Origin of the sequence: Stenotrophomonas sp. WZN-1 (genome assembly GCF_002192255.1) — a bacterium.
Taxonomy (GTDB): domain Bacteria; phylum Pseudomonadota; class Gammaproteobacteria; order Xanthomonadales; family Xanthomonadaceae; genus Stenotrophomonas.
In genome coordinates this window covers 892,280-913,161 of the sequence record NZ_CP021768.1, presented here as the reverse complement: position 1 = coordinate 913,161, position 20,882 = coordinate 892,280, and the positions used below count along the sequence as shown (strand labels likewise).

28 protein-coding genes are annotated in these 20,882 nt (G+C 62.7%); all 28 read right to left on the bottom strand.

Going from position 1 to position 20,882, the window contains the following annotated elements:
- Window positions 1-9: 9 nt before the first annotated feature.
- Window positions 10-366, bottom strand: coding sequence for a 30S ribosomal protein S13 (gene rpsM, locus CCR98_RS04205; protein ID WP_004154500.1), 357 nt, complete (start codon window positions 364-366; stop codon window positions 10-12).
- 347 nt (window positions 367-713) lie between these two features.
- Window positions 714-2,081 carry a preprotein translocase subunit SecY gene (secY, locus tag CCR98_RS04200; protein WP_087921635.1) on the bottom strand — a complete coding sequence of 456 codons (1,368 nt, stop codon included), beginning with the start codon at window positions 2,079-2,081 and terminating at the stop codon, window positions 714-716.
- Between the two features lie 7 nt (window positions 2,082-2,088).
- Window positions 2,089-2,532, bottom strand: a complete 444-nt coding sequence (rplO, locus tag CCR98_RS04195; protein ID WP_004154498.1) for a 50S ribosomal protein L15 — start codon at window positions 2,530-2,532, stop codon at window positions 2,089-2,091.
- Window positions 2,533-2,538: 6 nt separating this feature from the next.
- Window positions 2,539-2,730, bottom strand: a complete 192-nt coding sequence (gene rpmD, locus CCR98_RS04190; RefSeq protein WP_004154497.1) for a 50S ribosomal protein L30 — start codon at window positions 2,728-2,730, stop codon at window positions 2,539-2,541.
- The gene (gene rpsE, locus CCR98_RS04185; protein WP_005415419.1) at window positions 2,723-3,265 is read right to left on the bottom strand and encodes a 30S ribosomal protein S5; all 543 of its coding nucleotides are present in this window, start codon (window positions 3,263-3,265) and stop codon (window positions 2,723-2,725) included. The genes rpmD and rpsE overlap by 8 nt, the downstream gene beginning before the upstream one ends.
- A 161-nt stretch (window positions 3,266-3,426) precedes the next feature.
- Window positions 3,427-3,786: a 50S ribosomal protein L18 gene (gene rplR, locus CCR98_RS04180; RefSeq protein ID WP_024957318.1), complete on the bottom strand. Its 360-nt coding sequence runs from the start codon at window positions 3,784-3,786 to the stop codon at window positions 3,427-3,429.
- A gap of 80 nt (window positions 3,787-3,866) precedes the next feature.
- A complete protein-coding gene (gene rplF, locus CCR98_RS04175; protein ID WP_075675277.1) occupies window positions 3,867-4,391 on the bottom strand; it encodes a 50S ribosomal protein L6 in 525 nt (174 codons plus the stop codon).
- Between the two features lie 18 nt (window positions 4,392-4,409).
- Window positions 4,410-4,808 (bottom strand): 30S ribosomal protein S8, encoded by a 399-nt coding sequence (gene rpsH / locus CCR98_RS04170; RefSeq protein WP_005408210.1) that lies wholly within the window; start codon window positions 4,806-4,808, stop codon window positions 4,410-4,412.
- Window positions 4,809-5,066: 258 nt separating this feature from the next.
- Window positions 5,067-5,372, bottom strand: coding sequence for a 30S ribosomal protein S14 (rpsN, locus tag CCR98_RS04160; protein WP_005408209.1), 306 nt, complete (start codon window positions 5,370-5,372; stop codon window positions 5,067-5,069).
- 18 nt (window positions 5,373-5,390) lie between these two features.
- A complete protein-coding gene (rplE, locus tag CCR98_RS04155; protein ID WP_004154491.1) occupies window positions 5,391-5,933 on the bottom strand; it encodes a 50S ribosomal protein L5 in 543 nt (180 codons plus the stop codon).
- 11 nt (window positions 5,934-5,944) lie between these two features.
- Complete coding sequence (rplX, locus tag CCR98_RS04150) at window positions 5,945-6,262, bottom strand: 50S ribosomal protein L24 (protein WP_004154490.1); 318 nt, start codon at window positions 6,260-6,262, stop codon at window positions 5,945-5,947.
- A 16-nt stretch (window positions 6,263-6,278) separates the two neighbouring features.
- On the bottom strand, window positions 6,279-6,647 hold the full coding sequence (rplN, locus tag CCR98_RS04145) for a 50S ribosomal protein L14 (RefSeq protein ID WP_004145357.1): 369 nt from the start codon (window positions 6,645-6,647) through the stop codon (window positions 6,279-6,281).
- A gap of 12 nt (window positions 6,648-6,659) precedes the next feature.
- Complete coding sequence (rpsQ, locus tag CCR98_RS04140; RefSeq protein ID WP_004154489.1) at window positions 6,660-6,929, bottom strand: 30S ribosomal protein S17; 270 nt, start codon at window positions 6,927-6,929, stop codon at window positions 6,660-6,662.
- Between the two features lie 11 nt (window positions 6,930-6,940).
- Window positions 6,941-7,126, bottom strand: coding sequence for a 50S ribosomal protein L29 (rpmC, locus tag CCR98_RS04135; RefSeq protein ID WP_004154487.1), 186 nt, complete (start codon window positions 7,124-7,126; stop codon window positions 6,941-6,943).
- Window positions 7,126-7,539 carry a 50S ribosomal protein L16 gene (gene rplP / locus CCR98_RS04130; protein ID WP_004154486.1) on the bottom strand — a complete coding sequence of 138 codons (414 nt, stop codon included), beginning with the start codon at window positions 7,537-7,539 and terminating at the stop codon, window positions 7,126-7,128. Before rplP ends, rpmC begins: the two co-directional genes overlap by 1 nt.
- A 5-nt stretch (window positions 7,540-7,544) precedes the next feature.
- The gene (rpsC, locus tag CCR98_RS04125) at window positions 7,545-8,279 is read right to left on the bottom strand and encodes a 30S ribosomal protein S3 (protein WP_004145350.1); all 735 of its coding nucleotides are present in this window, start codon (window positions 8,277-8,279) and stop codon (window positions 7,545-7,547) included.
- A gap of 18 nt (window positions 8,280-8,297) precedes the next feature.
- Window positions 8,298-8,633, bottom strand: coding sequence for a 50S ribosomal protein L22 (gene rplV, locus CCR98_RS04120; RefSeq protein ID WP_004145348.1), 336 nt, complete (start codon window positions 8,631-8,633; stop codon window positions 8,298-8,300).
- 12 nt (window positions 8,634-8,645) lie between these two features.
- Entirely contained in the window at window positions 8,646-8,915 is a 270-nt protein-coding gene (rpsS, locus tag CCR98_RS04115; protein WP_004154485.1) for a 30S ribosomal protein S19, read from the bottom strand.
- A 6-nt stretch (window positions 8,916-8,921) separates the two neighbouring features.
- The gene (gene rplB / locus CCR98_RS04110) at window positions 8,922-9,749 is read right to left on the bottom strand and encodes a 50S ribosomal protein L2 (RefSeq protein WP_004145339.1); all 828 of its coding nucleotides are present in this window, start codon (window positions 9,747-9,749) and stop codon (window positions 8,922-8,924) included.
- A 10-nt stretch (window positions 9,750-9,759) separates the two neighbouring features.
- A complete protein-coding gene (gene rplW / locus CCR98_RS04105; protein WP_004145338.1) occupies window positions 9,760-10,059 on the bottom strand; it encodes a 50S ribosomal protein L23 in 300 nt (99 codons plus the stop codon).
- Window positions 10,056-10,661 (bottom strand): 50S ribosomal protein L4, encoded by a 606-nt coding sequence (rplD, locus tag CCR98_RS04100; RefSeq protein ID WP_004145337.1) that lies wholly within the window; start codon window positions 10,659-10,661, stop codon window positions 10,056-10,058. The genes rplW and rplD overlap by 4 nt, the downstream gene beginning before the upstream one ends.
- Window positions 10,662-10,673: 12 nt before the next feature.
- Window positions 10,674-11,324 (bottom strand): 50S ribosomal protein L3, encoded by a 651-nt coding sequence (gene rplC, locus CCR98_RS04095; RefSeq protein ID WP_004145336.1) that lies wholly within the window; start codon window positions 11,322-11,324, stop codon window positions 10,674-10,676.
- A gap of 11 nt (window positions 11,325-11,335) precedes the next feature.
- On the bottom strand, window positions 11,336-11,647 hold the full coding sequence (gene rpsJ / locus CCR98_RS04090; RefSeq protein ID WP_005408208.1) for a 30S ribosomal protein S10: 312 nt from the start codon (window positions 11,645-11,647) through the stop codon (window positions 11,336-11,338).
- 332 nt (window positions 11,648-11,979) lie between these two features.
- Window positions 11,980-13,170, bottom strand: a complete 1,191-nt coding sequence (gene tuf, locus CCR98_RS04085; RefSeq protein ID WP_087921631.1) for an elongation factor Tu — start codon at window positions 13,168-13,170, stop codon at window positions 11,980-11,982.
- A 52-nt stretch (window positions 13,171-13,222) separates the two neighbouring features.
- Window positions 13,223-15,364: an elongation factor G gene (fusA, locus tag CCR98_RS04080; RefSeq protein ID WP_008267148.1), complete on the bottom strand. Its 2,142-nt coding sequence runs from the start codon at window positions 15,362-15,364 to the stop codon at window positions 13,223-13,225.
- 141 nt (window positions 15,365-15,505) lie between these two features.
- Window positions 15,506-15,979 (bottom strand): 30S ribosomal protein S7, encoded by a 474-nt coding sequence (gene rpsG, locus CCR98_RS04075; RefSeq protein ID WP_004145321.1) that lies wholly within the window; start codon window positions 15,977-15,979, stop codon window positions 15,506-15,508.
- 12 nt (window positions 15,980-15,991) lie between these two features.
- Window positions 15,992-16,366 carry a 30S ribosomal protein S12 gene (rpsL, locus tag CCR98_RS04070; RefSeq protein ID WP_004145320.1) on the bottom strand — a complete coding sequence of 125 codons (375 nt, stop codon included), beginning with the start codon at window positions 16,364-16,366 and terminating at the stop codon, window positions 15,992-15,994.
- A 284-nt stretch (window positions 16,367-16,650) separates the two neighbouring features.
- Window positions 16,651-20,874: a DNA-directed RNA polymerase subunit beta' gene (gene rpoC / locus CCR98_RS04065; RefSeq protein ID WP_087921633.1), complete on the bottom strand. Its 4,224-nt coding sequence runs from the start codon at window positions 20,872-20,874 to the stop codon at window positions 16,651-16,653.
- Window positions 20,875-20,882: the final 8 nt, after the last annotated feature.

Sequence of the window (20,882 nt, the reverse complement as noted above, 5' to 3'; positions counted from 1 at the left end):
CTCAGTCCCTTACTTCTTGATCGCCTTGCGCGGACCCTTGCGGGTGCGGGCGTTGGTACGGGTGCGCTGGCCACGCAGCGGGAGGCCACGACGGTGACGCAGGCCGCGGTAGCAGCCCAGGTCCATCAGGCGCTTGATCGCGATACCGATTTCACGGCGCAGATCGCCTTCCACGATGTACTTGCCGACTTCGGCGCGCAGGCGCTCGATTTCCGGCTCCGACAGATCGCGGATCTTGGTGGTCGAAGCAACGCCTGCGACTTCGCAGACCTTCTTCGAACGGGTACGGCCGATGCCGTAAATGCTTTGCAACCCGACCCAGACGTGCTTCTGGGCTGGCAGGTTGACGCCTGCAATACGCGCCATGACGCGGTTCTCCAGCTGAGTGATGGCCGACAGCGCGCCTCGGGCACGCCAATCCGGCAGGATGGATCAAAAAAGTGAACTAGCGATACTAACAAGGTTCCGGTTTACATGGAAGCCCGTGAAACCATTGGTTTCATGAACCCGGCCTGGGGAGTGTGCCCAGGCTCCGGCGCCGGATGGGGTTGGACCTGGGGTTTCCCCCGGAGCCGCCCGCGCTACTCCAGCGCGGGACCACCTCACCACACCCCCACCCGGAACCGCTGCGGGGGCCGCCCTTCGTTTGTGTGGCCGGAGTCCGCGAAGCGGAGGGACCATCACGTCAGGAAGACGAAAGTATAACAGGCCTATCAGCCGCGGGCAAAACCGCCGCGGTTGCCACCCTTCAGGTTGGCCTTCTTCAGCAGGCTCTCGTACTGGTGGGACATCAGGTGTGCCTGCACCTGGGCGATGAAGTCCATCACCACCACCACCACGATCAGCAGCGAAGTACCACCGAAGTAGAACGAGGCATTCAGCTGCGTGCGCATCAGTTCCGGCAGCAGGCAGACGATCACCAGGTACGCCGAGCCGGCCGCGGTCAGGCGGGTCAGCACGCCGTCGATGTAGTCGGCGGTGGCCTTGCCCGGACGGATGCCCGGAATCAGCGCGCCCGACTTCTTCAGGTTGTCAGCGGTTTCCTGCGAGTTGAACACCAGCGCGGTATAGAAGAACGCGAAACCGGTGATCAGCGCAGCGAACACGATCATGTGCAGCGGCTCGCCCGGGCCCAGGGCATTGGCGACCTTCTGCAGGACCTGACCGAAGCTGCTCTGGTTGGCGGCCTGGCCGGACCACATGGCCAGGGTGGCCGGGAAGGCCAGCAGGCTCGAGGCGAAGATCGCCGGGATGACGCCAGCCATGTTGAGCTTCAGCGGCAGGAACGAGGTCTGGTTCATGTACGCGTTGCGACCGCCCTGGCGGCGCGCGTAATTGACCGTGATCCGGCGCTGGCCACGCTCGACGAACACCACGAAGAAGGTGAAGGCGAGCACGACGACGGCGATCAGCAGCAGCTGGATGAACTGGATGTTGCCGTCGCGGTAGGCGTCAAAGGTGTGGATCACCGCACCCGGCAGGCCCGCCACGATACCGGCGAAGATGATCAGCGACACGCCGTTGCCGATGCCGCGTTCGGTGACCTGCTCACCTACCCACATCAGGAACATGGTGCCGGCGGTCAGTGCGACCACGGCAGTGAGCACGAAGCCCATGCCCGGCGCATACACGACCGGAGCGCCCGACGGCGAAACCTGGCCCTGCAGGGCCAGCGCGATCGAGCCGCCCTGCACCACTGCCAGCAGCACGGCGCCGATGCGCGAATACTGGGTGATCTTGCGGCGACCGGACTCACCTTCCTTCTGCATCGCCTTCAGGGCGGGGAAAATGTGCACGGCCAGCTGCATCACGATCGATGCCGAGATGTACGGCATCACGTTCAGCGCGAAGATGCTGAAACGGTGCAGGGCGCCGCCCGAGAACATGTTGAACATGTCCACGATGCCGCCGCCCTGCGTTTGCATCATGGCAAGCATGGCATCGGGATTGACGCCCGGCACCGGCACGTAGCAGCCGATGCGATAGACGATCAAAGCCCCGACGACGAACAGCAAACGTTGGCGAAGTTCAGTGAACTTGCCCATTCCGCCCGCGAGGTTACCGATGCCAGCTTGCGCCATGATTTTCTTACTCCGTTACGCTGCCGCCGGCAGCTTCGATCGCGGCCTTGGCACCAGCCGTGGCAGCAATACCCTTCAGGGTGAACGCCTTGGTCACTTCGCCCTTGACGACGACCTTGGCCTTCTTGGCAGTGCTCGGGACCAGCTTGGCAGCACGCAGGGCGGCGAAGTCGATCTCACCGGCCGGCAGCTTGTCCAGCGCGTACAGCAGCACTTCAGCGGTGTCCTTGGCGATCGGCGAACGGAAGCCGATCTTCGGCAGACGACGCTGCATGGGGGTCTGGCCGCCTTCGAAGCCAGCCTTGATCTTGCCGCCACCCTTACGGGCGAACGAACCCTTGTGGCCGCGGCCGGCAGTCTTGCCCAGGCCCGAGCCGATACCGCGACCGACGCGGGTGCGCTCGGTGCGGGCGCCCGGTGCCGGGCTCAGTTCATTGAGACGCAGAGTCATGATCGATTACTCCTCAACCTTGACGAGGTAGTGAACGGTGTTGATCAGACCGCGAACCTGCGGGCTGTCCTTCAGTTCACGCACATCGTTGAGCTTGTTCAGGCCCAGGGCACGCACCGACAGGCGGTGACGCGACTGAGTACCACGCAGGCCACGCACCAGGCGGACCTTCACAGTCTTGTTGGACTCATTAGCCATGGTTGAGTTCCTCCACCTTCTTGCCACGCTTGGCCGCGATGCGGGCCGGCGACTGCGCAGCAGTCAGGCCCTTCACGGTGGCACGCACCAGATTGATCGGGTTGCGCGAACCGGTGGCCTTGGCCAGCACGTTCTTCACGCCAACGGCTTCCAGCACGGCGCGCATGGCACCGCCGGCGATGACGCCAGTACCTTCCGAAGCCGGCTGCATGAACACGCGGGCTGCGCCGTGACCATCCTTGATGGTGTGCCACAGGGTGCCGTTGTTCAGGTCAACGCTGACCAGGTTCTTGCGGGCCTGTTCCATCGACTTCTGGATGGCGACCGGCACTTCGCGGGCCTTGCCATAACCGAAACCGACCTTGCCTTCGCCGTCGCCGACAACGGTCAGGGCGGTGAAGGTGAACTGGCGGCCACCCTTGACGGTCTTGCTGACGCGGTTGACCGCGACCAGCTTTTCGATCATGCCGTCGTCGATCTTCTCTTCGCGGTTACGGTCGCGATCGCGACCCCGCTGCTGACGCTCTTCTGCCATGTTGATTCCTTGGTTGTTTGAGTATGTACGGCTCGAGGCCGCTTATGGTTGTGAAGTGATGCGTCGTTCCGGTAGGCCGCTGCAGAAGAGCGGCGCCGTCCAGCCTCACTCAGGCTGGCGAGCAGGCGGGCAGGAGGCCATCGGCCCTCTGCCCTGATCCCTTAGAACTGCAGGCCGGCTTCGCGGGCGGCTTCTGCCAGGGCCTTGATGCGGCCGTGGTAGCGGTAGCCCGAACGATCGAAGGCAACCTTCTCGACGCCGGCGGCCTTGGCGCGCTCAGCGACGATGCGGCCAACCTTGGCAGCGGCATCGGCGTTCTTGCCGTTCTTCAGGCCTTCCATGACGTCGGTCTGGGTGGTGTTGGCGGCAGCCAGCACCTTGGAACCGTCGGCGGTGAAGACCTGGGCGTACAGGTGCTGGCCGGTGCGCAGCACCGACAGGCGGGCGACGCCGAGCTCACGGATGTGGGCGCGGGTCGACTTGGCGCGACGCAGGCGGGCGATGTTCTTGTTCATTTTGATTATTCCTTGAAAGCTGAAGGATGGGCTTTTCCCTGAGGAGTCCGCACAGGGATGTGCGGGCTCTTGCGAGGGACTCGCACTTACGCCTTCTTGGCTTCCTTACGGATGATGACTTCGTCGGAGTACTTCACGCCCTTGCCCTTGTACGGCTCCGGCTTGCGGAACGCACGGATCTTGGCGGCGACTTCACCGACGACCTGCTTGTCAGCGCCCTGGACCAGGATCTCGGTCTGGGTCGGGGTGGTGATGGTGATGCCTTCCGGCGCCACGAACACGACCGGGTGCGAGAAACCGAGCGACAGGCTCAGGTCCTTGCCCTGCATGGCAGCACGGTAACCCACGCCGACCAGCTCCAGCTTGCGCTCGAAGCCTTCGGACACGCCCTTGACCATGTTGGCCAGGATCGCACGCACGGTACCGGTCAGCGCGACCAGGTCGGCGCTCTCGGTGCTCAGGGTGGCAACGCCGCTGTCGACGTTGATGGCAATACCGGCCGGCTTGACCAGCGACAGGGTGCCCTTCGGGCCCTTGACGGTGATGCTTTCCGACTGGACGTTCAGTTCGACCTTACCCAGGGTGACGGGCTTCTTGGCTACGCGGGACATAGTTCTACTCCTTTCGCCTTAGGCCACGAAGCACAGGACTTCGCCGCCGACGCCCAGCTGGCGCGCCTGCGCATCAGTCATGATGCCCTTGGAGGTGGAAATGATGGAGATACCCAGGCCGTTCATGACCTTCGGCAGCTCGCTCTTGCCGCGGTACTGGCGCAGGCCCGAACGCGAGAAGCGCTTCAGGGTCGCGATGACCGGCTTGCCTTCGAAATACTTCAGCACGATTTCCAGCTCGGACTTGTTGTTTTCCAGCTGGGTCACGCGCAGGTCGGTGATGTAACCCTCGTCCTTCAGGACCTGGGCGATCGCAACCTTGATCTTGGACGACGGGGCTTTCACCGTCTGCTTGCCAACCGCGGCCGCATTCTTGATGCGGACCAGCAGGTCGGCGATGGGATCAGTCATGCTCATATGAGTACCTTTGAGTGCACCGATATCCGCTTTCGCGAAAATCTGTTGTCTCCTGGAAACGGGCCAGGTCCCTTGCTGCAGCGGGCCAGAAGCCCACTCCTACGACCCCGTCTGCACAGGGCAAGACGCGGGAGTATACGCCAAAAGAGCCCGACTTGCGTCGGGCTCTTCGGGTTTTTTCGCAGAAAGGAAGCTGAACGCCTCCCCTCCCCGGTTCAGCGGCCCCGCAGGGGCTGCTGATCGCAGGGCCGGCTGGGATTACCAGCTGGCCTTGCGCAGACCCGGGACGTCGCCACGCATGGTGGCTTCGCGCAGCTTGTTACGGCCGAGGCCGAACTTGCTGTACACGCCACGCGGACGACCCGACAGCTCGCAACGGTTGCGCTGACGGCTCGGCGACGAATCGCGCGGCAGCTTGGCCAGCTTGGTTGCGGCGTCGATCTTCTCTTCGTAGGTCGCGTCCACGGAGGACACGATCTTCTTCAGAGCCGCACGCTTTTCAGCGTACTTCTTGGCCAGCTTTTCCCGCTTGATGTCGCGGTTGACCATGGAGGTCTTTGCCATTTCGGTTTCCTCGACAGATCAGTTACGGAACGGGAACTTGAACGCTGCCAGCAGCGCCTTCGCTTCCGCGTCGGTCTTCGCAGTGGTGGTGATGGCGATATCCATACCGCGGATCGCGTCGACAGCGTCGAAGTCGATTTCCGGGAAGATGATCTGCTCCTTCACACCCATGTTGAAGTTGCCGCGGCCGTCGAAGGAACGACCGGAAACACCACGGAAGTCGCGCACGCGCGGCAGCGAGATGTTGATCAGGCGATCCAGGAACTCGTACATCTTGTGGCGACGCAGCGTGGTCTTGCAGCCGATCGGCCAACCATCGCGGATCTTGAACGACGCAACCGACACACGCGACTTGGTGACAACCGGCTTCTGGCCGGAAATCTTGGTCATGTCGCCGACGGCGTTTTCCAGGATCTTCTTGTTGGTGGCCGCTTCGCCGACACCCATGTTCAGGGTGACCTTGACCAGCTTCGGCACTTCCATCGGATTGGTGTAGCCGAACTGCTTCATCAGCGCCGGCACCACTTCGTCCTTGTAGAACTTTTCGAGACGGGAACTCATCTTCTCATTCCTCAGGCGTCGAGCGCCTCACCGCTGGAGCGGAACACACGCAGTTTGCGTCCATCCTCCAGCACCTTGAAGCCAACGCGTTCGCCCTTGCCCGAAGCCGGGTTCAGAACATTCACGTTGGAGATATGGATCGAAGCTTCGCGCTCGACCACGCCGCCGGCAACACCTGCCTGCGGGTTCGGCTTGGTGTGGCGCTTGACGATGTTCACGTTGGCGACGACCACACGGTCGCCGTCGACGCGGACGACTTCGCCCTGCTTGCCCTTGTCCTTGCCAGCGTTGACGACAACCTGGTCGCCCTTCTTGATACGGTTAGCCATGATTATCTCCTGTCGCTCACAGCACTTCGGGAGCGAGCGAGACGATCTTCATGAACTTCTCCGAACGAAGTTCACGGGTCACCGGCCCGAAGATACGGGTACCGATCGGCTCCTGCTTGCTGTTCAGCAGAACGGCAGCGTTGCCGTCGAAGCGGATCAGCGAGCCGTCGGCGCGACGCACACCCTTGCGGGTACGCACCACGACGGCGTCATACACTTCACCCTTCTTGACCTTGCCGCGCGGAATCGCATCCTTCACGGTGACCTTGATGATGTCGCCGATGCCGGCGTAACGGCGCTTGGAACCACCCAGCACCTTGAAGCACATCACCTGCTTGGCACCCGAATTGTCCGCGACGTCAAGGTAGCTCTGCATCTGGATCATGATTCAGACTCCTTATTCAGCCGCACGCGTGATGACTTCCACCACGCGCCAGTTCTTGGTCTTGGACATCGGAGCAATCTCGGTCACGCGGACGACATCGCCTTCCTTGCAGGCGTTGTCGGCATCGTGGGCGTGCAGCTTCGTCGAGCGCTTGATGTACTTGCCGTACAGCGCGTGCTTGACCTGACGCTCAACCAGGACGGTAACCGTCTTGTCCATCTTGTTGCTGACGACACGGCCTTCGACCGTGCGCAGCGTCTTCTTTTCAGTATTGTCGCTCATAGCGGCCATCCTTACTTCGTGCTGCCGAGCAGGGTCTTGACGCGAGCAATCTCGCGACGGACCCGGCGAATGTCGTGGGTCTTCGGCAGCTGGCCGGTGACCTGCTGCATACGGACAGAGAACTGTTCCTTACGCAGGTCGATCAGGTGGGCCTTGAGTTCGTCAGCCGACTTTTCACGGAGAGTTTTGATATCCATCAGCGCACCGTACGGGTCACGAAAGTGGTGGTGACCGAGAGCTTGGCGGCGGCCAGGCGGAACGCCTCGCGAGCCACTTCCTCGGAAACACCCTCGATTTCATAGATCATGCGGCCGGGCTGGATCTGGGCCACCCAGTATTCCACGTTACCCTTACCAGAACCCATTCGGACTTCGATGGGCTTCTTGGTGATGGGCTTGTCGGGGAACACGCGGATCCACATCTTGCCGCCGCGCTTGACGTAGCGGCTGATCGAGCGGCGGGCCGCTTCGATCTGACGCGCGGTCAGCTGACCGTGTGCGGTTGCCTTCAGGCCGTATTCGCCGAAGCTGACAGCGTTGGCGCTCCAGCTCAGGCCATCGTTACGGCCCTTGTGTACCTTGCGGTACTTGGTTCGCTTGGGTTGCAACATTGTCGTTACCTCGCTTCACGGGCCGGGCGCTGACGGTCACCACGGTCGCCGCGATCGTGACGATCGTTGCGCGACGGGGTGTCGTCCTGCTTTTCCTGGCCAACCTGGGAGAAATCAAAGACCTCGCCCTTGTAGATCCAGACCTTGATGCCGATGATGCCGTAGGTCGTCTTGGCTTCAGCGAAGCCATAGTCGATGTCGGCACGCAGGGTGTGCAGCGGCACGCGGCCTTCGCGGTACCACTCCGAACGGGCGATTTCTGCACCGTTGAGGCGGCCACCAACGTTGACCTTGATGCCCAGGGCACCCAGGCGCATCGCGTTGCCGACCGAGCGCTTCATTGCGCGGCGGAACATGATGCGACGCTCCAGCTGCTGGGCGATCGACTCGGCAACGAGCTGCGCGTCCAGTTCCGGCTTGCGCACTTCGGTGACGTTGATGTGCGCCGGGACGCCCATCATCTCGCTCACTTCCTTGCGCAGCTTCTCGATGTCCTCACCGCGCTTGCCGATCACCACGCCCGGACGGGCGGTGTGGATCGTCACGCGAGCGGTCTTGGCCGGACGCTCGATCAAGATCTTGCTGATGCCGGCCTGAGCCAGCTTCTTGCGCAGCATTTCGCGCACTTTCAGGTCGGCTGCCAGGTAACCAGCGAACTCGGCCTTGTTGGCGTACCACTTGGAGTTCCAGTCCTTGGAAATGCCGAGGCGGATACCAATCGGATGAACTTTATGACCCATGGTCTTTTCCTTATCCGCTTACTTGGCGGCGCCCACAACCACAGTGATGTGGCTGGTGCGCTTGAGGATGCGGGTACCGCGGCCTTTCGCCCGCGCCATGAAACGCTTCAGGGTCGGACCTTCATCAACCATGATGGTCTGAACCTTCAGCTCGTCGACGTCGGCGCCCTGGTTGTTCTCGGCGTTGGCAATTGCCGACTCCACCACCTTCTTGATCAGGTGGGCAGCCTTCTTGTCCGAGAACTTCAGCAGGTTGACCGCACGTTCGGCCGGCAGACCGCGCACCTGGTCAGCGACCAGACGAGCCTTCTGCGGGGAGATGCGCGCAGTGCGCAGGATGGCTTTCGCTTCCATTGTCATCTCTCCTTACTTGCCCGACTTCTTGTCACCACCGTGACCCTTGAAGGTCCGGGTGATGGCAAATTCGCCGAGCTTGTGGCCGACCATGTTCTCGTTGACGAGAACCGGGATGTGGTTCTTGCCGTTATGCACGGCAATGGTGACGCCTACCATGTCAGGCAGGATCATCGAACGGCGCGACCAGGTCTTGATCGGCTTCTTGCTGCCCGCAGCGGCCTCCACCTTCTTGACGAGGTGGTGATCGACGAACGGGCCCTTCTTGAGTGAACGTGCCATGGTCGATTAGCCCCTACGATCGCGGACGATGAACTGCTGAGTGCGCTTGTTATGGCGCGTCTTGTAACCCTTGGTCGGGACACCCCACGGGGTGACCGGATGCGGGTTACCCTGGCCGGCCTTGGCCTCACCACCACCGTGCGGGTGGTCAACCGGGTTCATGGCAGCACCACGAACGGTCGGGCGGACGCCGCGCCAACGCTTGGCACCGGCCTTGCCCAGCTTTTCCAGGCTGTGCTCGTCGTTGCCGACTTCGCCGATGGTGGCGCAGCACTCGACCGGAACCTTACGCATTTCACCCGAGCGCAGGCGCAGGGTGGCGTAGATGCCTTCGCGAGCCACCAGCTGCACGGCCGCACCAGCGGCGCGAGCGATCTGAGCGCCCTTGCCCGGCTTCAGTTCGATGCAGTGGATGGTGGTGCCGACCGGGATGTTGCGCAGCGGCAGGGTGTTGCCGGCCTTGATCGGGGCGTCCGAACCAGCGATCACCTGATCACCAGCCTTCAGGCCCTTCGGGGCGATGATGTAGCGACGCTCACCGTCGACGTAGCACAGCAGAGCGATGTGGGCGGTGCGGTTCGGATCGTATTCGATGCGTTCCACGCGCGCCGGGATGCCCAGCTTGTTGCGCTTGAAGTCGATGATGCGGTAGTGCTGCTTGGCACCACCACCGACGTGACGCACGGTGATGCGGCCATGGTGGTTACGACCACCCGAGCGGCTCTGCGACTCGACCAGTGCGGCGTGCGGAGCACCCTTGTGCAGGTCGGGGGTGACCACGCGCACGGCCGAACGGCGGCCGGGGGAGGTGGGCTTGAATTTCATCAATGGCATGGGATGTACCTCAGGCCTTGGCCGTTACATCGATCGACTGGCCGTCGGCCAGGCGAACGTACGCCTTGCGCCAATCGCCGCGGCGGCCAGCACGGTTACGGAAGGACTTGTTCTTGCCCTTGACGTTGACCACGTTGACGGCTTCGACCTTGACGTCGAACAGCTGCTCAACCGCGGCCTTTACATCGGCCTTGGTGGCTTCGTTCGAAACTTCGAAGACATACTGATTGGAGAGTTCCTGCAGGCGCGCGGTCTTTTCGGAGACACGCGGGGCACGCAGCACGCTGAAGATTTTTTCGTTGCTGTTCATGCCAGCCACTCCTCGACCTTCTTGACCGCGTCAGCGGTGATGACGACCGTGTCGGCACCAACCAGCGAGACCGGATCCAGACCCTGGACGTCACGCACCTGCACGTACGGCAGATTGCGGGCGGACAGGTACAGGTGCTCGGACGCTTCTTCGGTGACGATCAGCGGGCGCTTGCCCACTTCCAGGCCGGCCAGCTTGGCGATCAGACCCTTCGTGTTGGTCACTTCGACATCGAAGGACTCCACGATGGTCAGACGGCCCTGACGGTTCAGCTCGGACAGGATCGCGCACATGGCGGCACGGTACTGCTTACGATTGACCTTCTGCTCGAAGCTGCGCGGCTTGGCCGCGAAGGTGACACCGCCGCCGACGAAGATCGGAGCCGTCAGTGCGCCATGACGCGCGCCGCCGCCCTTCTGCTTCTTCGACTTCTTGGTGGTACCAGCCACTTCGGAGCGAGTCTTCTGTGCCTTGGTGCCGGCGCGACCGGCGTTGCGGTAGGCAACGACGACCTGGTGGACCAGATCTTCGCTGAAATCGCGACCGAACACGGCGTCGGAGACCGAGACCTTGTTGTTGCTACCCGTGATAACGAGTTCCATCGTCATCTCTCCTTATGCCTTGCTCGCCGGACGGACGATCACGTCGCCACCCGCCGCGCCCGGAACGGCGCCGCGAACGGCGATCAGACCGCGCTCGACGTCGACCTTGACCACTTCCAGGTTCTGGGTGCTCTGCTGCACCGCGCCCATGTGGCCCGACATCTTCTTGCCCGGGAAAACGCGACCCGGGGTCTGGCGCTGACCCAGCGAACCCGGCGCGCGATGCGACAGCGAGTTACCGTGGGTTGCATCGCCCATACGGAAGTTGTGGCGCTTGATGGTGCCCTGGAAGCCCTTACCCTTGGTGACACCCTGGACGTCGACGATCTGGCCGACTTCGAAGATGTCCGCCTTGACTTCGCCGCCAACGGCGAAATCGCCGAGCTGCGCGTCTTCAACGCGGAATTCCCACAGGCCACGACCCGCTTCCACCTTCGCCTTGGCGAAGTGGCCGGCTTCCGGCTTGTTGACCAGGGCAGCGCGACGCGCGCCGACGGTCACCTGCACGGCGCTGTAGCCGTCGGTTTCGACGGTCTTGATCTGCGCGATGCGGTTCGGGGTTGCTTCGATCAGGGTCACCGGGATGGAGCGGCCATCTTCAGTGAACACGCGGCTCATGCCAGCCTTGCGGCCCACGAAGCCCAACGAATACTTCTTCGTCATGGTCGTAGTCCTCAGGTCAGCTTGATCTGAACGTCGACGCCGGCAGCCAGTTCGAGCTTCATCAGCGCGTCCACGGTCTTGTCATTCGGGTCAACGATATCGAGCACGCGCTTGTGCGTGCGGGTCTCGTACTGGTCACGCGCGTCCTTGTCGACGTGCGGGGAAACGAGAACGGTGTAACGCTCGATCTTGGTCGGCAGCGGGATCGGGCCACGCACTTGCGCGCCGGTCCGCTTTGCCGTTTCAACGATCTCGCTGGCCGAACGGTCGATCAGACGATGATCGAACGCTTTCAGCCGGATCCGGATCTTTTGGTCCGCCATGGCGGTAGGTTCCTTCGTTAAAAGAGCGACAGACAAAGCCTCTGGGTTGCTTTGCCCCATGAAATTCCTGAATACAGACGGCCCGCACTCCCGCAGGCCGCCAAGGTCAATCCATGGACCTCAAAAACGTAGGCAGACCAGTTACCCGGCCTGCCCAGACGTAGAAGCATAATGGCACGCAAGGCAGCTGTCAACAGTCGCCTGTTGACGCCGCCTGAATGGCATTGACCCTTCCTGGTCCGGGGAACACAAGGCACATCCTGTGCCTGCTTTCCCATTTGATACGCCCCGATGCCCTACCCAGGCAACATCGGGGCGCAGATACTACCAGATTACTCGATGATCTTCGAGACCACGCCGGCGCCGACGGTACGGCCGCCTTCGCGGATGGCGAAGCGCAGGCCTTCGTCCATTGCCACCGGGTTGATCAGGGTGACGACCATCTTGACGTTGTCACCCGGCATCACCATTTCGACGCCTTCCGGCAGAGCAGCTGCGCCGGTGATGTCGGTGGTACGGAAGTAGAACTGCGGACGGTAGCCGTTGAAGAACGGGGTGTGGCGGCCGCCTTCGTCCTTCGACAGGACGTACACTTCGCCTTCGAACTTGGTGTGCGGCTTGATCGAACCCGGCTTGGCCAGAACCTGGCCACGCTCGACGTCGTCACGCTTGGTGCCGCGCAGCAGCAGGCCAGCGTTGTCGCCTGCCTGACCCTGGTCCAGCAGCTTGCGGAACATTTCAACGCCGGTCACGGTGGTCTTCTGCACCGGACGGATGCCGACGATTTCGATTTCGTCGCCAACCTTGATCACGCCGCGCTCGATACGACCGGTCACCACGGTGCCGCGGCCCGAGATCGAGAACACGTCTTCCACCGGCATCAGGAACGGCTTGTCGATCGCACGCTCCGGCTCCGGGATCCAGCTGTCCAGGGCATCGACCAGCTTCAGGATGGCCGGCACGCCGATGTCGCTCTGGTCGCCGTCCAGCGCCAGACGGGCCGAACCAGCGATGATCGGGGTGTCGTCGCCCGGGAAGTCGTACTTGCTCAGCAGCTCACGCACTTCCATCTCGACCAGCTCGAGCAGCTCGGCGTCGTCGACCATGTCGGCCTTGTTCAGGAACACGACGATGTACGGCACGCCGACCTGGCGCGACAGCAGGATGTGCTCGCGGGTCTGCGGCATCGGGCCGTCAGCGGCCGAGCACACCAGGATCGCACCGTCCATCTGGGCGGCACCGGTGATCATGTTCTTGACGTAGTCAGCATGGCCCGGGCAATCGACGTGGGCGTAGTGACGGGTCGGGGATTCGTATTCGACGTGCGCGGTCGAGATCGTGATGCCACGCGCCTTTTCTTCCGGCGCGGCGTCGATCGAGGAGTAGTCCTTGAACTCGCCACCGAAGCGCTCGGCACCGATCTTGGTCAGTGCGGCGGTCAGCGTGGTCTTGCCGTGGTCGACGTGACCGATGGTGCCGACGTTGACGTGCGGCTTGGTGCGTTCGAACTTACCCTTTGCCATTGTTCTATACCTTGATTGTTCGTAAGTGGTTTCAAGAGAGGCTGAGCGAGGCTCAGCCCTTCTTCATGACGGCTTCGGCGATGTTGTTCGGCGCCGGCTCGTAGTGGTCGAATTCCATGGTGAAAGTGGCGCGACCCTGAGTCTGCGAACGCAGCGCAGTGGCGTAGCCGAACATTTCACCCAGCGGGATCATCGCGTTGATGATGCTGGCCGAACCGTCACCGGTGGTGTCGGAACCCTGCAGCACGCCGCGACGACGGCTGACGTCGCCCATCACGTCACCCTGGTAATCCTCCGGGGTCACGATCTCGACCTTCATGATCGGCTCCAGCAGCACCGGCTTGGCCTTGGCGAAGCCCTGCTTGAAGGCCATCGACGAAGCCAGCTTGAACGCCATTTCCGAGGAGTCGACGTCGTGGTACGAGCCGAACACCAGCTTGACCTTCACATCCACGACCGGGAAGCCGGCCAGCGGACCGCTGGTGATGGTTTCACGCAGGCCCTTTTCGACCGACGGGATGAATTCCTTCGGAATGACGCCACCGGTGATGTCATTGATGAACAGGAAGTCGTCCTTGATCAGCGGAGCGATCTTGGCATCGGCACGGTCTTCAGCTGTGATCGGCGACAGCTCGATCACGACGTGACCGTACTGACCCTTACCACCGGACTGCTTGGCGTGCTTGTAGTCCGACTTGACGTCGGCCAGGGTGATGGTTTCGCGGTACGCAACCTGCGGCGCGCCGACGTTGGCTTCAACGTTGAACTCGCGCTTCAGGCGGTCGACGATGATGTCCAGGTGCAGCTCGCCCATGCCCGAGATGATGGTCTGGCCGGATTCTTCGTCGGTCTTGACGCGGAACGACGGATCTTCCTGCGCCAGGCGACCCAGGGCCAGGCCCATCTTTTCCTGGTCCGACTTGGTCTTCGGTTCGACGGCCATCGAGATCACCGGCTCCGGGAACGTCATGCGCTCCAGGATGATCGGCTGGTCGATCGAGCACAGGGTGTCACCGGTGGTGGTGTCCTTCAGGCCCACGGCAGCGGCGATGTCACCGGCCAGAACTTCCTTGATTTCCTCGCGGTTGTTCGAATGCATCTGCAGGATGCGACCGATGCGCTCCTTCTTGCCCTTCACCGAGTTCAGCACGGTGTCGCCACCGTTCAGGGTGCCCGAGTAGACACGGAAGAAGGTCAGCGCGCCGACGAACGGATCGGTGATGATCTTGAAGGCCAGCGACGAGAACGGAGCCTTGTCGTCGGACTTGCGGGTCATGGCGACGTTTTCGTCGTCCACGTCGGTACCGGTCACGTCCGGCACATCGACCGGCGACGGCAGCAGCTGGATCACGCCGTCCAGCATGGCCTGCACGCCCTTGTTCTTGAACGCCGAACCGCAGTACATCGGAACGATTTCGGTGGCCAGGGTGCGGGTACGCAGCGCGTTGATGATTTCAGCCTCGGCCAGCTCTTCGCCGCCCAGGTACTTTTCCATCAGCTCTTCGCTGGCTTCAGCCGCGGTTTCGATCATGTAGGTACGGGCCTCTTCAGCCTTTTCCTGCAGGTCGGCCGGGATTTCGCCGTACTCGAACTTCATGCCCTGCGAGGCTTCATCCCAATGGATGGCCTTCATCTTCAGCAGGTCGACGACGCCCTTGAAGCCTTCTTCAGCGCCGATCGGCAGCTGCATCGGCACCGCGACAGCGCCGAGCTTGGCCTTCAGCTGGTCACGGACCTTGTAGAAGTTGGCGCCGGTGCGGTCCATCTTGTTGACGAACGCGATGCGCGGCACCTTGTACCGGTTGGCCTGGCGCCACACGGTTTCCGACTGCGGCTGCACGCCACCGACGGCACACAGGACGAAGACGGCACCGTCGAGCACGCGCAGCGAGCGCTCCACTTCGATGGTGAAGTCGACGTGCCCGGGGGTATCGATGATGTTGAAGCGGTGCTCCGGCAGGGACTTGTCCATGCCCTTCCAGAACGCAGTGGTGGCAGCGGACTGGATCGTGATGCCACGCTCCTGCTCCTGCTCCATCCAGTCCATGGTGGCGGCGCCGTCGTGCACTTCACCGATCTTGTGGCTCTTGCCGGTGTAGAACAGGATGCGCTCGGACGTGGTGGTCTTGCCGGCATCGATGTGAGCCATGATGCCGAAGTTACGGTAACGCTCGATGGGAGTGGAACGGGCCACGGGAGCCTCTCAGATTTCTTGGATTTCGGATGGCCGAACGCCGCCTTTCGGCGGCCTTCGGATTGGCGCAGTCCTTCTGGGACCGCGAGGCAGCACGCACCGAAGTGGTGCTGCCCTGCCTGTTTTACAAGGCCGTCAAACTCACCAGCGGTAGTGGGCGAATGCCTTGTTGGCTTCGGCCATGCGGTGGGTTTCTTCGCGCTTCTTGATGGCGCCGCCGCGGTTTTCCGAGGCGTCGATCAGTTCAGCAGCCAGCTTCTTCGGCATGGTGTTCTCACCACGCTTGCGCGCGGAGTCGATCAGCCAGCGCATGGCCAGGGCCATCTTGCGCGACGAACGCACTTCGACCGGCACCTGGTAGGTGGCACCACCGACGCGGCGCGACTTGACTTCGACCGCCGGAGCGACGTTGTCCAGAGCCTTCTGCACCAGTTCAATGGCGTTGGCGCTGCTGTTCTTCTCGGTGATCACGTCCATGGCGCCGTACACGATCTTTTCGGCGACGGACTTCTTGCCGCTCTGCATGACCATGTTGATGAAGCGGGCGATGGTTTCGCTTCCGTGCTTCGGATCGGGCAGGACGGAACGCTGCGGAGTATTACCCTTACGCGACATAGTGCTCTCTCCTTATGCCTTCGGACGCTTGGCGCCGTACTTGGAACGGGCCTGGCGACGCTTGGCAACGCCGGCGGCGTCGAGCGAGCCACGAACGGTGTGGTAACGCACACCCGGCAGGTCCTTGACGCGACCGCCGCGGATCAGGACCACGGAGTGCTCCTGCAGGTTGTGGCCTTCACCACCGATGTAGGAAATCACTTCTTCCTGGTTGGTCAGGCGGACCTTGGCAACCTTGCGCAGAGCCGAGTTCGGCTTCTTCGGAGTGGTGGTGTAGACACGGGTGCAGACGCCACGGCGCTGCGGGCACTTGTCGAGCGCCGGCGAGGCACTCTTGTAGGTGGTCGCTTGCCGCGGCTTGCGGACCAGCTGGTTGATCGTCGCCATCAGTAGGTTCTTCTGATTGGTGGCCGGAAAATCCGGCCAGAGATGCGGAAATGTTAAAGCAGGCCGAAATTTTGGCCTGCTGAGACAGACGATTGTAGCAACCTGCAAGGAAAGCAGTCAAACGCCTCCTGTCAAGCCCGTCCCTGATCCCGGGACGTTACTGGGGGGCCTCCATGTACCCCGTTCAGGTTGGCTGGGTCGATCGCGGACGATCTCCCCTGCCCTTTCCCAATCCCATCAATGGACCGATGGGGTGGCCCGGCCTTGCGGCCGGACCGGATACCTCATTCTTCGCCCGAGGCCTGTTCAGCTTCGGCTTCAACCACCGGTGCCTCGACCGCAACCGGGGTGCCGGCCAGGGTCTGCATTTCCGAGTCGGTGAGACCGGAAGCGCCGCGACGGCGGTTGCTGTGGTAGGACAGGCCGGTACCGGCCGGAATCAGGCGGCCGACGATGACGTTTTCCTTCAGGCCACGCAGGTTGTCCTTGGTACCGCGGACGGCAGCCTCGGTCAGCACGCGGGTGGTCTCCTGGAAGGAGGCCGCCGAGATGAACGATTCGGTCGCCAGCGAGGCCTTGGTGATACCCAGCAGGACCGGATCGAAGCGCGCCGGCAGTTCGTTGCGGGTCGACAGGCGCGCATTCTCCTCGATAACGCGCTGACGCTCCACCTGTTCGCCGTTCAGGAACTTGCTGCTGCCCTGGTCGGTGATCTCGACCTTGCGCAGCATCTGGCGGGTGATCACCTCGATGTGCTTGTCGTTGATCTTCACGCCCTGCAGGCGGTACACGTCCTGGATTTCCTTGACCAGGTAGGCAGCCAGCGGCTCGACACCCAGCAGGCGCAGGATGTCCTGCGGGCTCGGCTCGCCGTCCACGATGGTTTCACCCTTGGTGACATGCTCGCCTTCGAACACGATGACCTGACGGTACTTCGGGATCAGCTCTTCGTGCTCCGAACCATCGGTGTCCTTGATGATCAGGCGCTGCTTGCCCTTGGTGTCCTTGCCGAAGCTGATGATGCCCGAACGCTCGGCCAGCACCGCCGGATCCTTCGGCTTGCGCGCTTCGAACAGGTCGGCCACGCGCGGCAGACCACCGGTGATGTCGCGGGTCTTCGACGCTTCCTGCGGGATCTTGGCGACGACGTCGCCCACGCCCACCGGGGCACCGTCCTGCAGGTTGACGATCGAACGCGGCGGCAGCAGGTACTGCGCCGGCAGGTCGGTGCCCGGGATCGACAGGTCGTTGCCCTTGGCGTCGACGATGCGCACGATCGGGCGCAGGTCCTTGGCCTGGGTACCACGACGCTTCGGATCGGTGATTTCGCGCGACGCCAGGCCGGTCAGCTCATCGGTCTTCTCGATGACGGTGATGCCGTCGACGAAGTCGATGAAGCGGATGAAGCCGGCCACTTCCGACACGATCGGGTGGTTATGCGGATCCCAGTTGGCCACGGTCTGGCCAGCCTTGATCGCATCACCGTCCTTGGACGTGATGGTCGCACCGTACGGCAGCTTGTAACGCTCACGCTCACGGCCGTGCGCATCGAGCACCGAGATTTCGCCCGAGCGCGACACCGCCACCAGCGAGCCGTTGGCGTGCTCGACGGACTTGAGGTTGCTGAACTTGACCGAGCCGGTGGTCTTGACGGTGATGTTGTCGACCGCAGCAGCTCGCGACGCCGCACCACCGATGTGGAACGTACGCATGGTCAGCTGGGTACCCGGCTCACCGATGGACTGGGCGGCGATGACGCCGACCGCTTCACCGATGTTGACCAGGTGGCCACGGGCCAGATCGCGGCCGTAGCAGCGCGAGCAGACACCGAAGGCCGATTCGCAGGAGATGGTCGAGCGGACCTTGATGGTCTGCACGCCGGCATCTTCCAGCTTGGCGACCCAGGCTTCGTCCAGCAGGGTGTTGCGGGTGACGATCGGATCTTCGTCGTTGCCCGGCAGGAACACGTCCTCGGCAACCACGCGACCCAGCACGCGGTCCTTCAGCGGCTCGACCACGTCGCCGCCTTCCACGATCGGGGTCATGATCAGGCCTTCGGTGGTACCGCAATCCACCTCGGTGATCACCACGTCCTGCGCGACGTCGACCAGGCGACGGGTCAGGTAACCCGAGTTCGCGGTCTTCAGCGCGGTATCGGCCAGACCCTTACGGGCACCGTGGGTGGAGTTGAAGTACTCCTGCACGTTCAGGCCTTCGCGGAAGTTCGCCTTGATGGGCGTCTCGATGATCGAGCCGTCCGGGCGGGCCATCAGGCCACGCATGCCGGCCAGCTGACGGATCTGCGCCTGCGAACCACGCGCGCCGGAGTCGGCCATGATGTACAGCGAGTTCATCGACTTCTGGTCGATGGTCTCACCCTTGGCATTGACCACCTTCTCGGTACCGATGGTGTCCATCATCGCCTTGGCGATGCGCTCGTTGGTGCGCGACCAGATGTCGACCACCTTGTTGTAGCGCTCGCCGGCGGTGACCAGGCCCGACTGGTACTGCTCCTGGATTTCCAGCACTTCGGCTTCGGCCTCGGTGAGGATGCCCTTCTTCTCGTCCGGGATCAGCATGTCGTCGATGCCGATCGAGACGCCGGCGCGGGTCGCGTAGGCGAAGCCGGTGTACATCAGCTTGTCGGCGAACACGACCGTGTCCTTCAGACCCAGCTGGCGGTAGCTGGAGTTGATCAGGCGGCTGATGTTCTTCTTGGTCAGCTCGGTGTTGGCCAGCGCGAACGGCAGGCCTTCCGGCAGGATTTCAGCCAGCAGGGCACGACCGATCGTGGTGTCCACGATCGAGGTCTTGTTCTGCTTGTTGCCGTCTTCGTCGGTCACCACTTCGGTGATGCGGACCTTGACGCGCGCGTGCAGTTCCACCACGCGGTTGTCGTAGGCGCGCTTGACTTCGGCGATGTTGGCGAAGGCCATGCCCTCGCCCTTCTTGTTTTCCAGCGAGCGGGTCATGTAGTACAGACCCAGCACAACGTCCTGCGACGGCACGATGATCGGCTCGCCGTTGGCCGGCGACAGGATGTTGTTGGTCGACATCATCAGCGCACGCGCTTCCAGCTGGGCTTCCAGCGAGAGCGGCACGTGGACGGCCATCTGGTCACCGTCGAAGTCGGCGTTGAACGCGGTGCAGACCAGCGGGTGCAGCTGGATGGCCTTGCCTTCGATCAGCACCGGCTCGAACGCCTGGATGCCCAGGCGGTGCAGGGTCGGCGCACGGTTCAGCATCACCGGATGCTCGCGGATGACCTCTTCCAGGATGTCCCAGACTTCGGCTTCTTCGCGCTCGACCAGCTTCTTGGCGGCCTTGATGGTGGTGGCCAGGCCACGACGCTGCAGCTTGGCGAAGACGAACGGCTTGAACAGCTCAAGCGCCATCTTCTTCGGCAGGCCGCACTGGTGCAGGCGCAGGTACGGACCGACCACGATGACCGAACGGCCCGAGTAGTCGACGCGCTTGCCGAGCAGGTTCTGGCGGAAGCGACCCTGCTTGCCCTTGATCATGTCGGCCAGCGACTTCAGCGGGCGCTTGTTGGTGCCGGTGATGGCACGGCCACGACGGCCGTTGTCCAGCAGCGCATCGACCGATTCCTGCAGCATGCGCTTTTCGTTGCGCACGATGATGTCCGGCGCGCTCAGTTCGAGCAGGCGGCGCAGGCGGTTGTTGCGGTTGATGACGCGGCGGTACAGATCGTTCAGGTCGGAGGTCGCGAAGCGGCCGCCATCCAGCGGAACCAGCGGACGCAGGTCCGGCGGCAGCACCGGCAGCACGGTCATGACCATCCATTCCGGACGGTTGCCCGACTCCAGGAAGGCTTCGATCAGCTTGATGCGCTTGGTGAGGCGCTTGAGCTTGGTTTCCGAACCGGTAGCGGCGATTTCCTCGCGCAGGCGGGTCATTTCCGACTGCAGGTCGATCGTGCGCAGCAGTTCGTACACGGCCTCGGCGCCCATGGCGGCGTCGAAGTCGTCACCGTGCTCCTGGCGAGCCTGCAGGTACTGTTCTTCGGTCAGCAGCTGGCGGCGCTCCAGGGCGGTCAGGCCCGGCTCGGTCACCACGTACGCTTCGAAGTACAGCACGCGCTCGATGTCACGCAGGGTCATGTCCAGCATCAGGCCGATGCGCGACGGCAGCGACTTCAGGAACCAGATGTGCGCGACCGGCGAAGCCAGGTCGATGTGGCCCATGCGCTCGCGACGCACCTTGGCCAGGGTCACTTCGGTGCCGCACTTTTCGCAGACCACGCCGCGGTGCTTCATGCGCTTGTACTTGCCGCACAGGCACTCGTAGTCCTTCACCGGGCCGAAGATGGCGGCGCAGAACAGGCCGTCGCGTTCCGGCTTGAAGGTACGGTAGTTGATGGTTTCCGGCTTCTTCACTTCGCCGAAGGACCACGAACGGATCAGGTCCGGCGAGGCCAGCGCGATCTTGATCGCGTCGAAGTCCAGCGTCTGGCGCTGCTGGTTGAAGAGGTTGAGCAGGTCTTTCATGGTGTTCT

Excerpts from the sequence above, each read along its gene's own strand:
- rplV (WP_004145348.1), bottom strand. The coding sequence starts at position 8,633 with ATGGAAGCGAAAGCCATCCTGCGCACTGCGCGCATCTCCCCGCAGAAG.
- tuf (WP_087921631.1), bottom strand. The coding sequence starts at position 13,170 with ATGGCAAAGGGTAAGTTCGAACGCACCAAGCCGCACGTCAACGTCGGC.
- rpsL (WP_004145320.1), bottom strand. The coding sequence starts at position 16,366 with ATGGCGACGATCAACCAGCTGGTCCGCAAGCCGCGGCAAGCGACCACC.
- rplB (WP_004145339.1), bottom strand. The coding sequence starts at position 9,749 with ATGCCATTGATGAAATTCAAGCCCACCTCCCCCGGCCGCCGTTCGGCC.
- rpsG (WP_004145321.1), bottom strand. The coding sequence starts at position 15,979 with ATGTCGCGTAAGGGTAATACTCCGCAGCGTTCCGTCCTGCCCGATCCG.
- rplD (WP_004145337.1), bottom strand. The coding sequence starts at position 10,661 with ATGGAACTCGTTATCACGGGTAGCAACAACAAGGTCTCGGTCTCCGAC.
- rplC (WP_004145336.1), bottom strand. The coding sequence starts at position 11,324 with ATGACGAAGAAGTATTCGTTGGGCTTCGTGGGCCGCAAGGCTGGCATG.
- rpsH (WP_005408210.1), bottom strand. The coding sequence starts at position 4,808 with ATGAGCATGACTGATCCCATCGCCGACCTGCTGGTCCGCATCAAGAAT.
- rplE (WP_004154491.1), bottom strand. The coding sequence starts at position 5,933 with ATGAGTTCCCGTCTCGAAAAGTTCTACAAGGACGAAGTGGTGCCGGCG.
- rplO (WP_004154498.1), bottom strand. The coding sequence starts at position 2,532 with ATGACTCTGCGTCTCAATGAACTGAGCCCGGCACCGGGCGCCCGCACC.
- rpsQ (WP_004154489.1), bottom strand. The coding sequence starts at position 6,929 with ATGAGCGACAATACTGAAAAGAAGACGCTGCGCACGGTCGAAGGCCGT.
- rpsE (WP_005415419.1), bottom strand. The coding sequence starts at position 3,265 with ATGGCAGAAGAGCGTCAGCAGCGGGGTCGCGATCGCGACCGTAACCGC.
- rpsN (WP_005408209.1), bottom strand. The coding sequence starts at position 5,372 with ATGGCAAAGACCTCCATGGTCAACCGCGACATCAAGCGGGAAAAGCTG.
- rplN (WP_004145357.1), bottom strand. The coding sequence starts at position 6,647 with ATGATCCAGATGCAGAGCTACCTTGACGTCGCGGACAATTCGGGTGCC.
- rplW (WP_004145338.1), bottom strand. The coding sequence starts at position 10,059 with ATGAACAGCAACGAAAAAATCTTCAGCGTGCTGCGTGCCCCGCGTGTC.
- rplP (WP_004154486.1), bottom strand. The coding sequence starts at position 7,539 with ATGTTGCAACCCAAGCGAACCAAGTACCGCAAGGTACACAAGGGCCGT.
- rpmD (WP_004154497.1), bottom strand. The coding sequence starts at position 2,730 with ATGGCTAATGAGTCCAACAAGACTGTGAAGGTCCGCCTGGTGCGTGGC.
- rpoC (WP_087921633.1), bottom strand. The coding sequence starts at position 20,874 with ATGAAAGACCTGCTCAACCTCTTCAACCAGCAGCGCCAGACGCTGGAC.
- rplF (WP_075675277.1), bottom strand. The coding sequence starts at position 4,391 with ATGTCCCGCGTAGCCAAGAAGCCCGTCACCCTGGGTAAGGTCGAACTG.
- rpmC (WP_004154487.1), bottom strand. The coding sequence starts at position 7,126 with ATGGATATCAAAACTCTCCGTGAAAAGTCGGCTGACGAACTCAAGGCC.
- rplX (WP_004154490.1), bottom strand. The coding sequence starts at position 6,262 with ATGGCTAACCGTATCAAGAAGGGCGACCAGGTTGTCGTCAACGCTGGC.
- rpsJ (WP_005408208.1), bottom strand. The coding sequence starts at position 11,647 with ATGGCGGACCAAAAGATCCGGATCCGGCTGAAAGCGTTCGATCATCGT.
- rpsS (WP_004154485.1), bottom strand. The coding sequence starts at position 8,915 with ATGGCACGTTCACTCAAGAAGGGCCCGTTCGTCGATCACCACCTCGTC.
- rpsM (WP_004154500.1), bottom strand. The coding sequence starts at position 366 with ATGGCGCGTATTGCAGGCGTCAACCTGCCAGCCCAGAAGCACGTCTGG.
- secY (WP_087921635.1), bottom strand. The coding sequence starts at position 2,081 with ATGGCGCAAGCTGGCATCGGTAACCTCGCGGGCGGAATGGGCAAGTTC.
- rpsC (WP_004145350.1), bottom strand. The coding sequence starts at position 8,279 with ATGGGTCATAAAGTTCATCCGATTGGTATCCGCCTCGGCATTTCCAAG.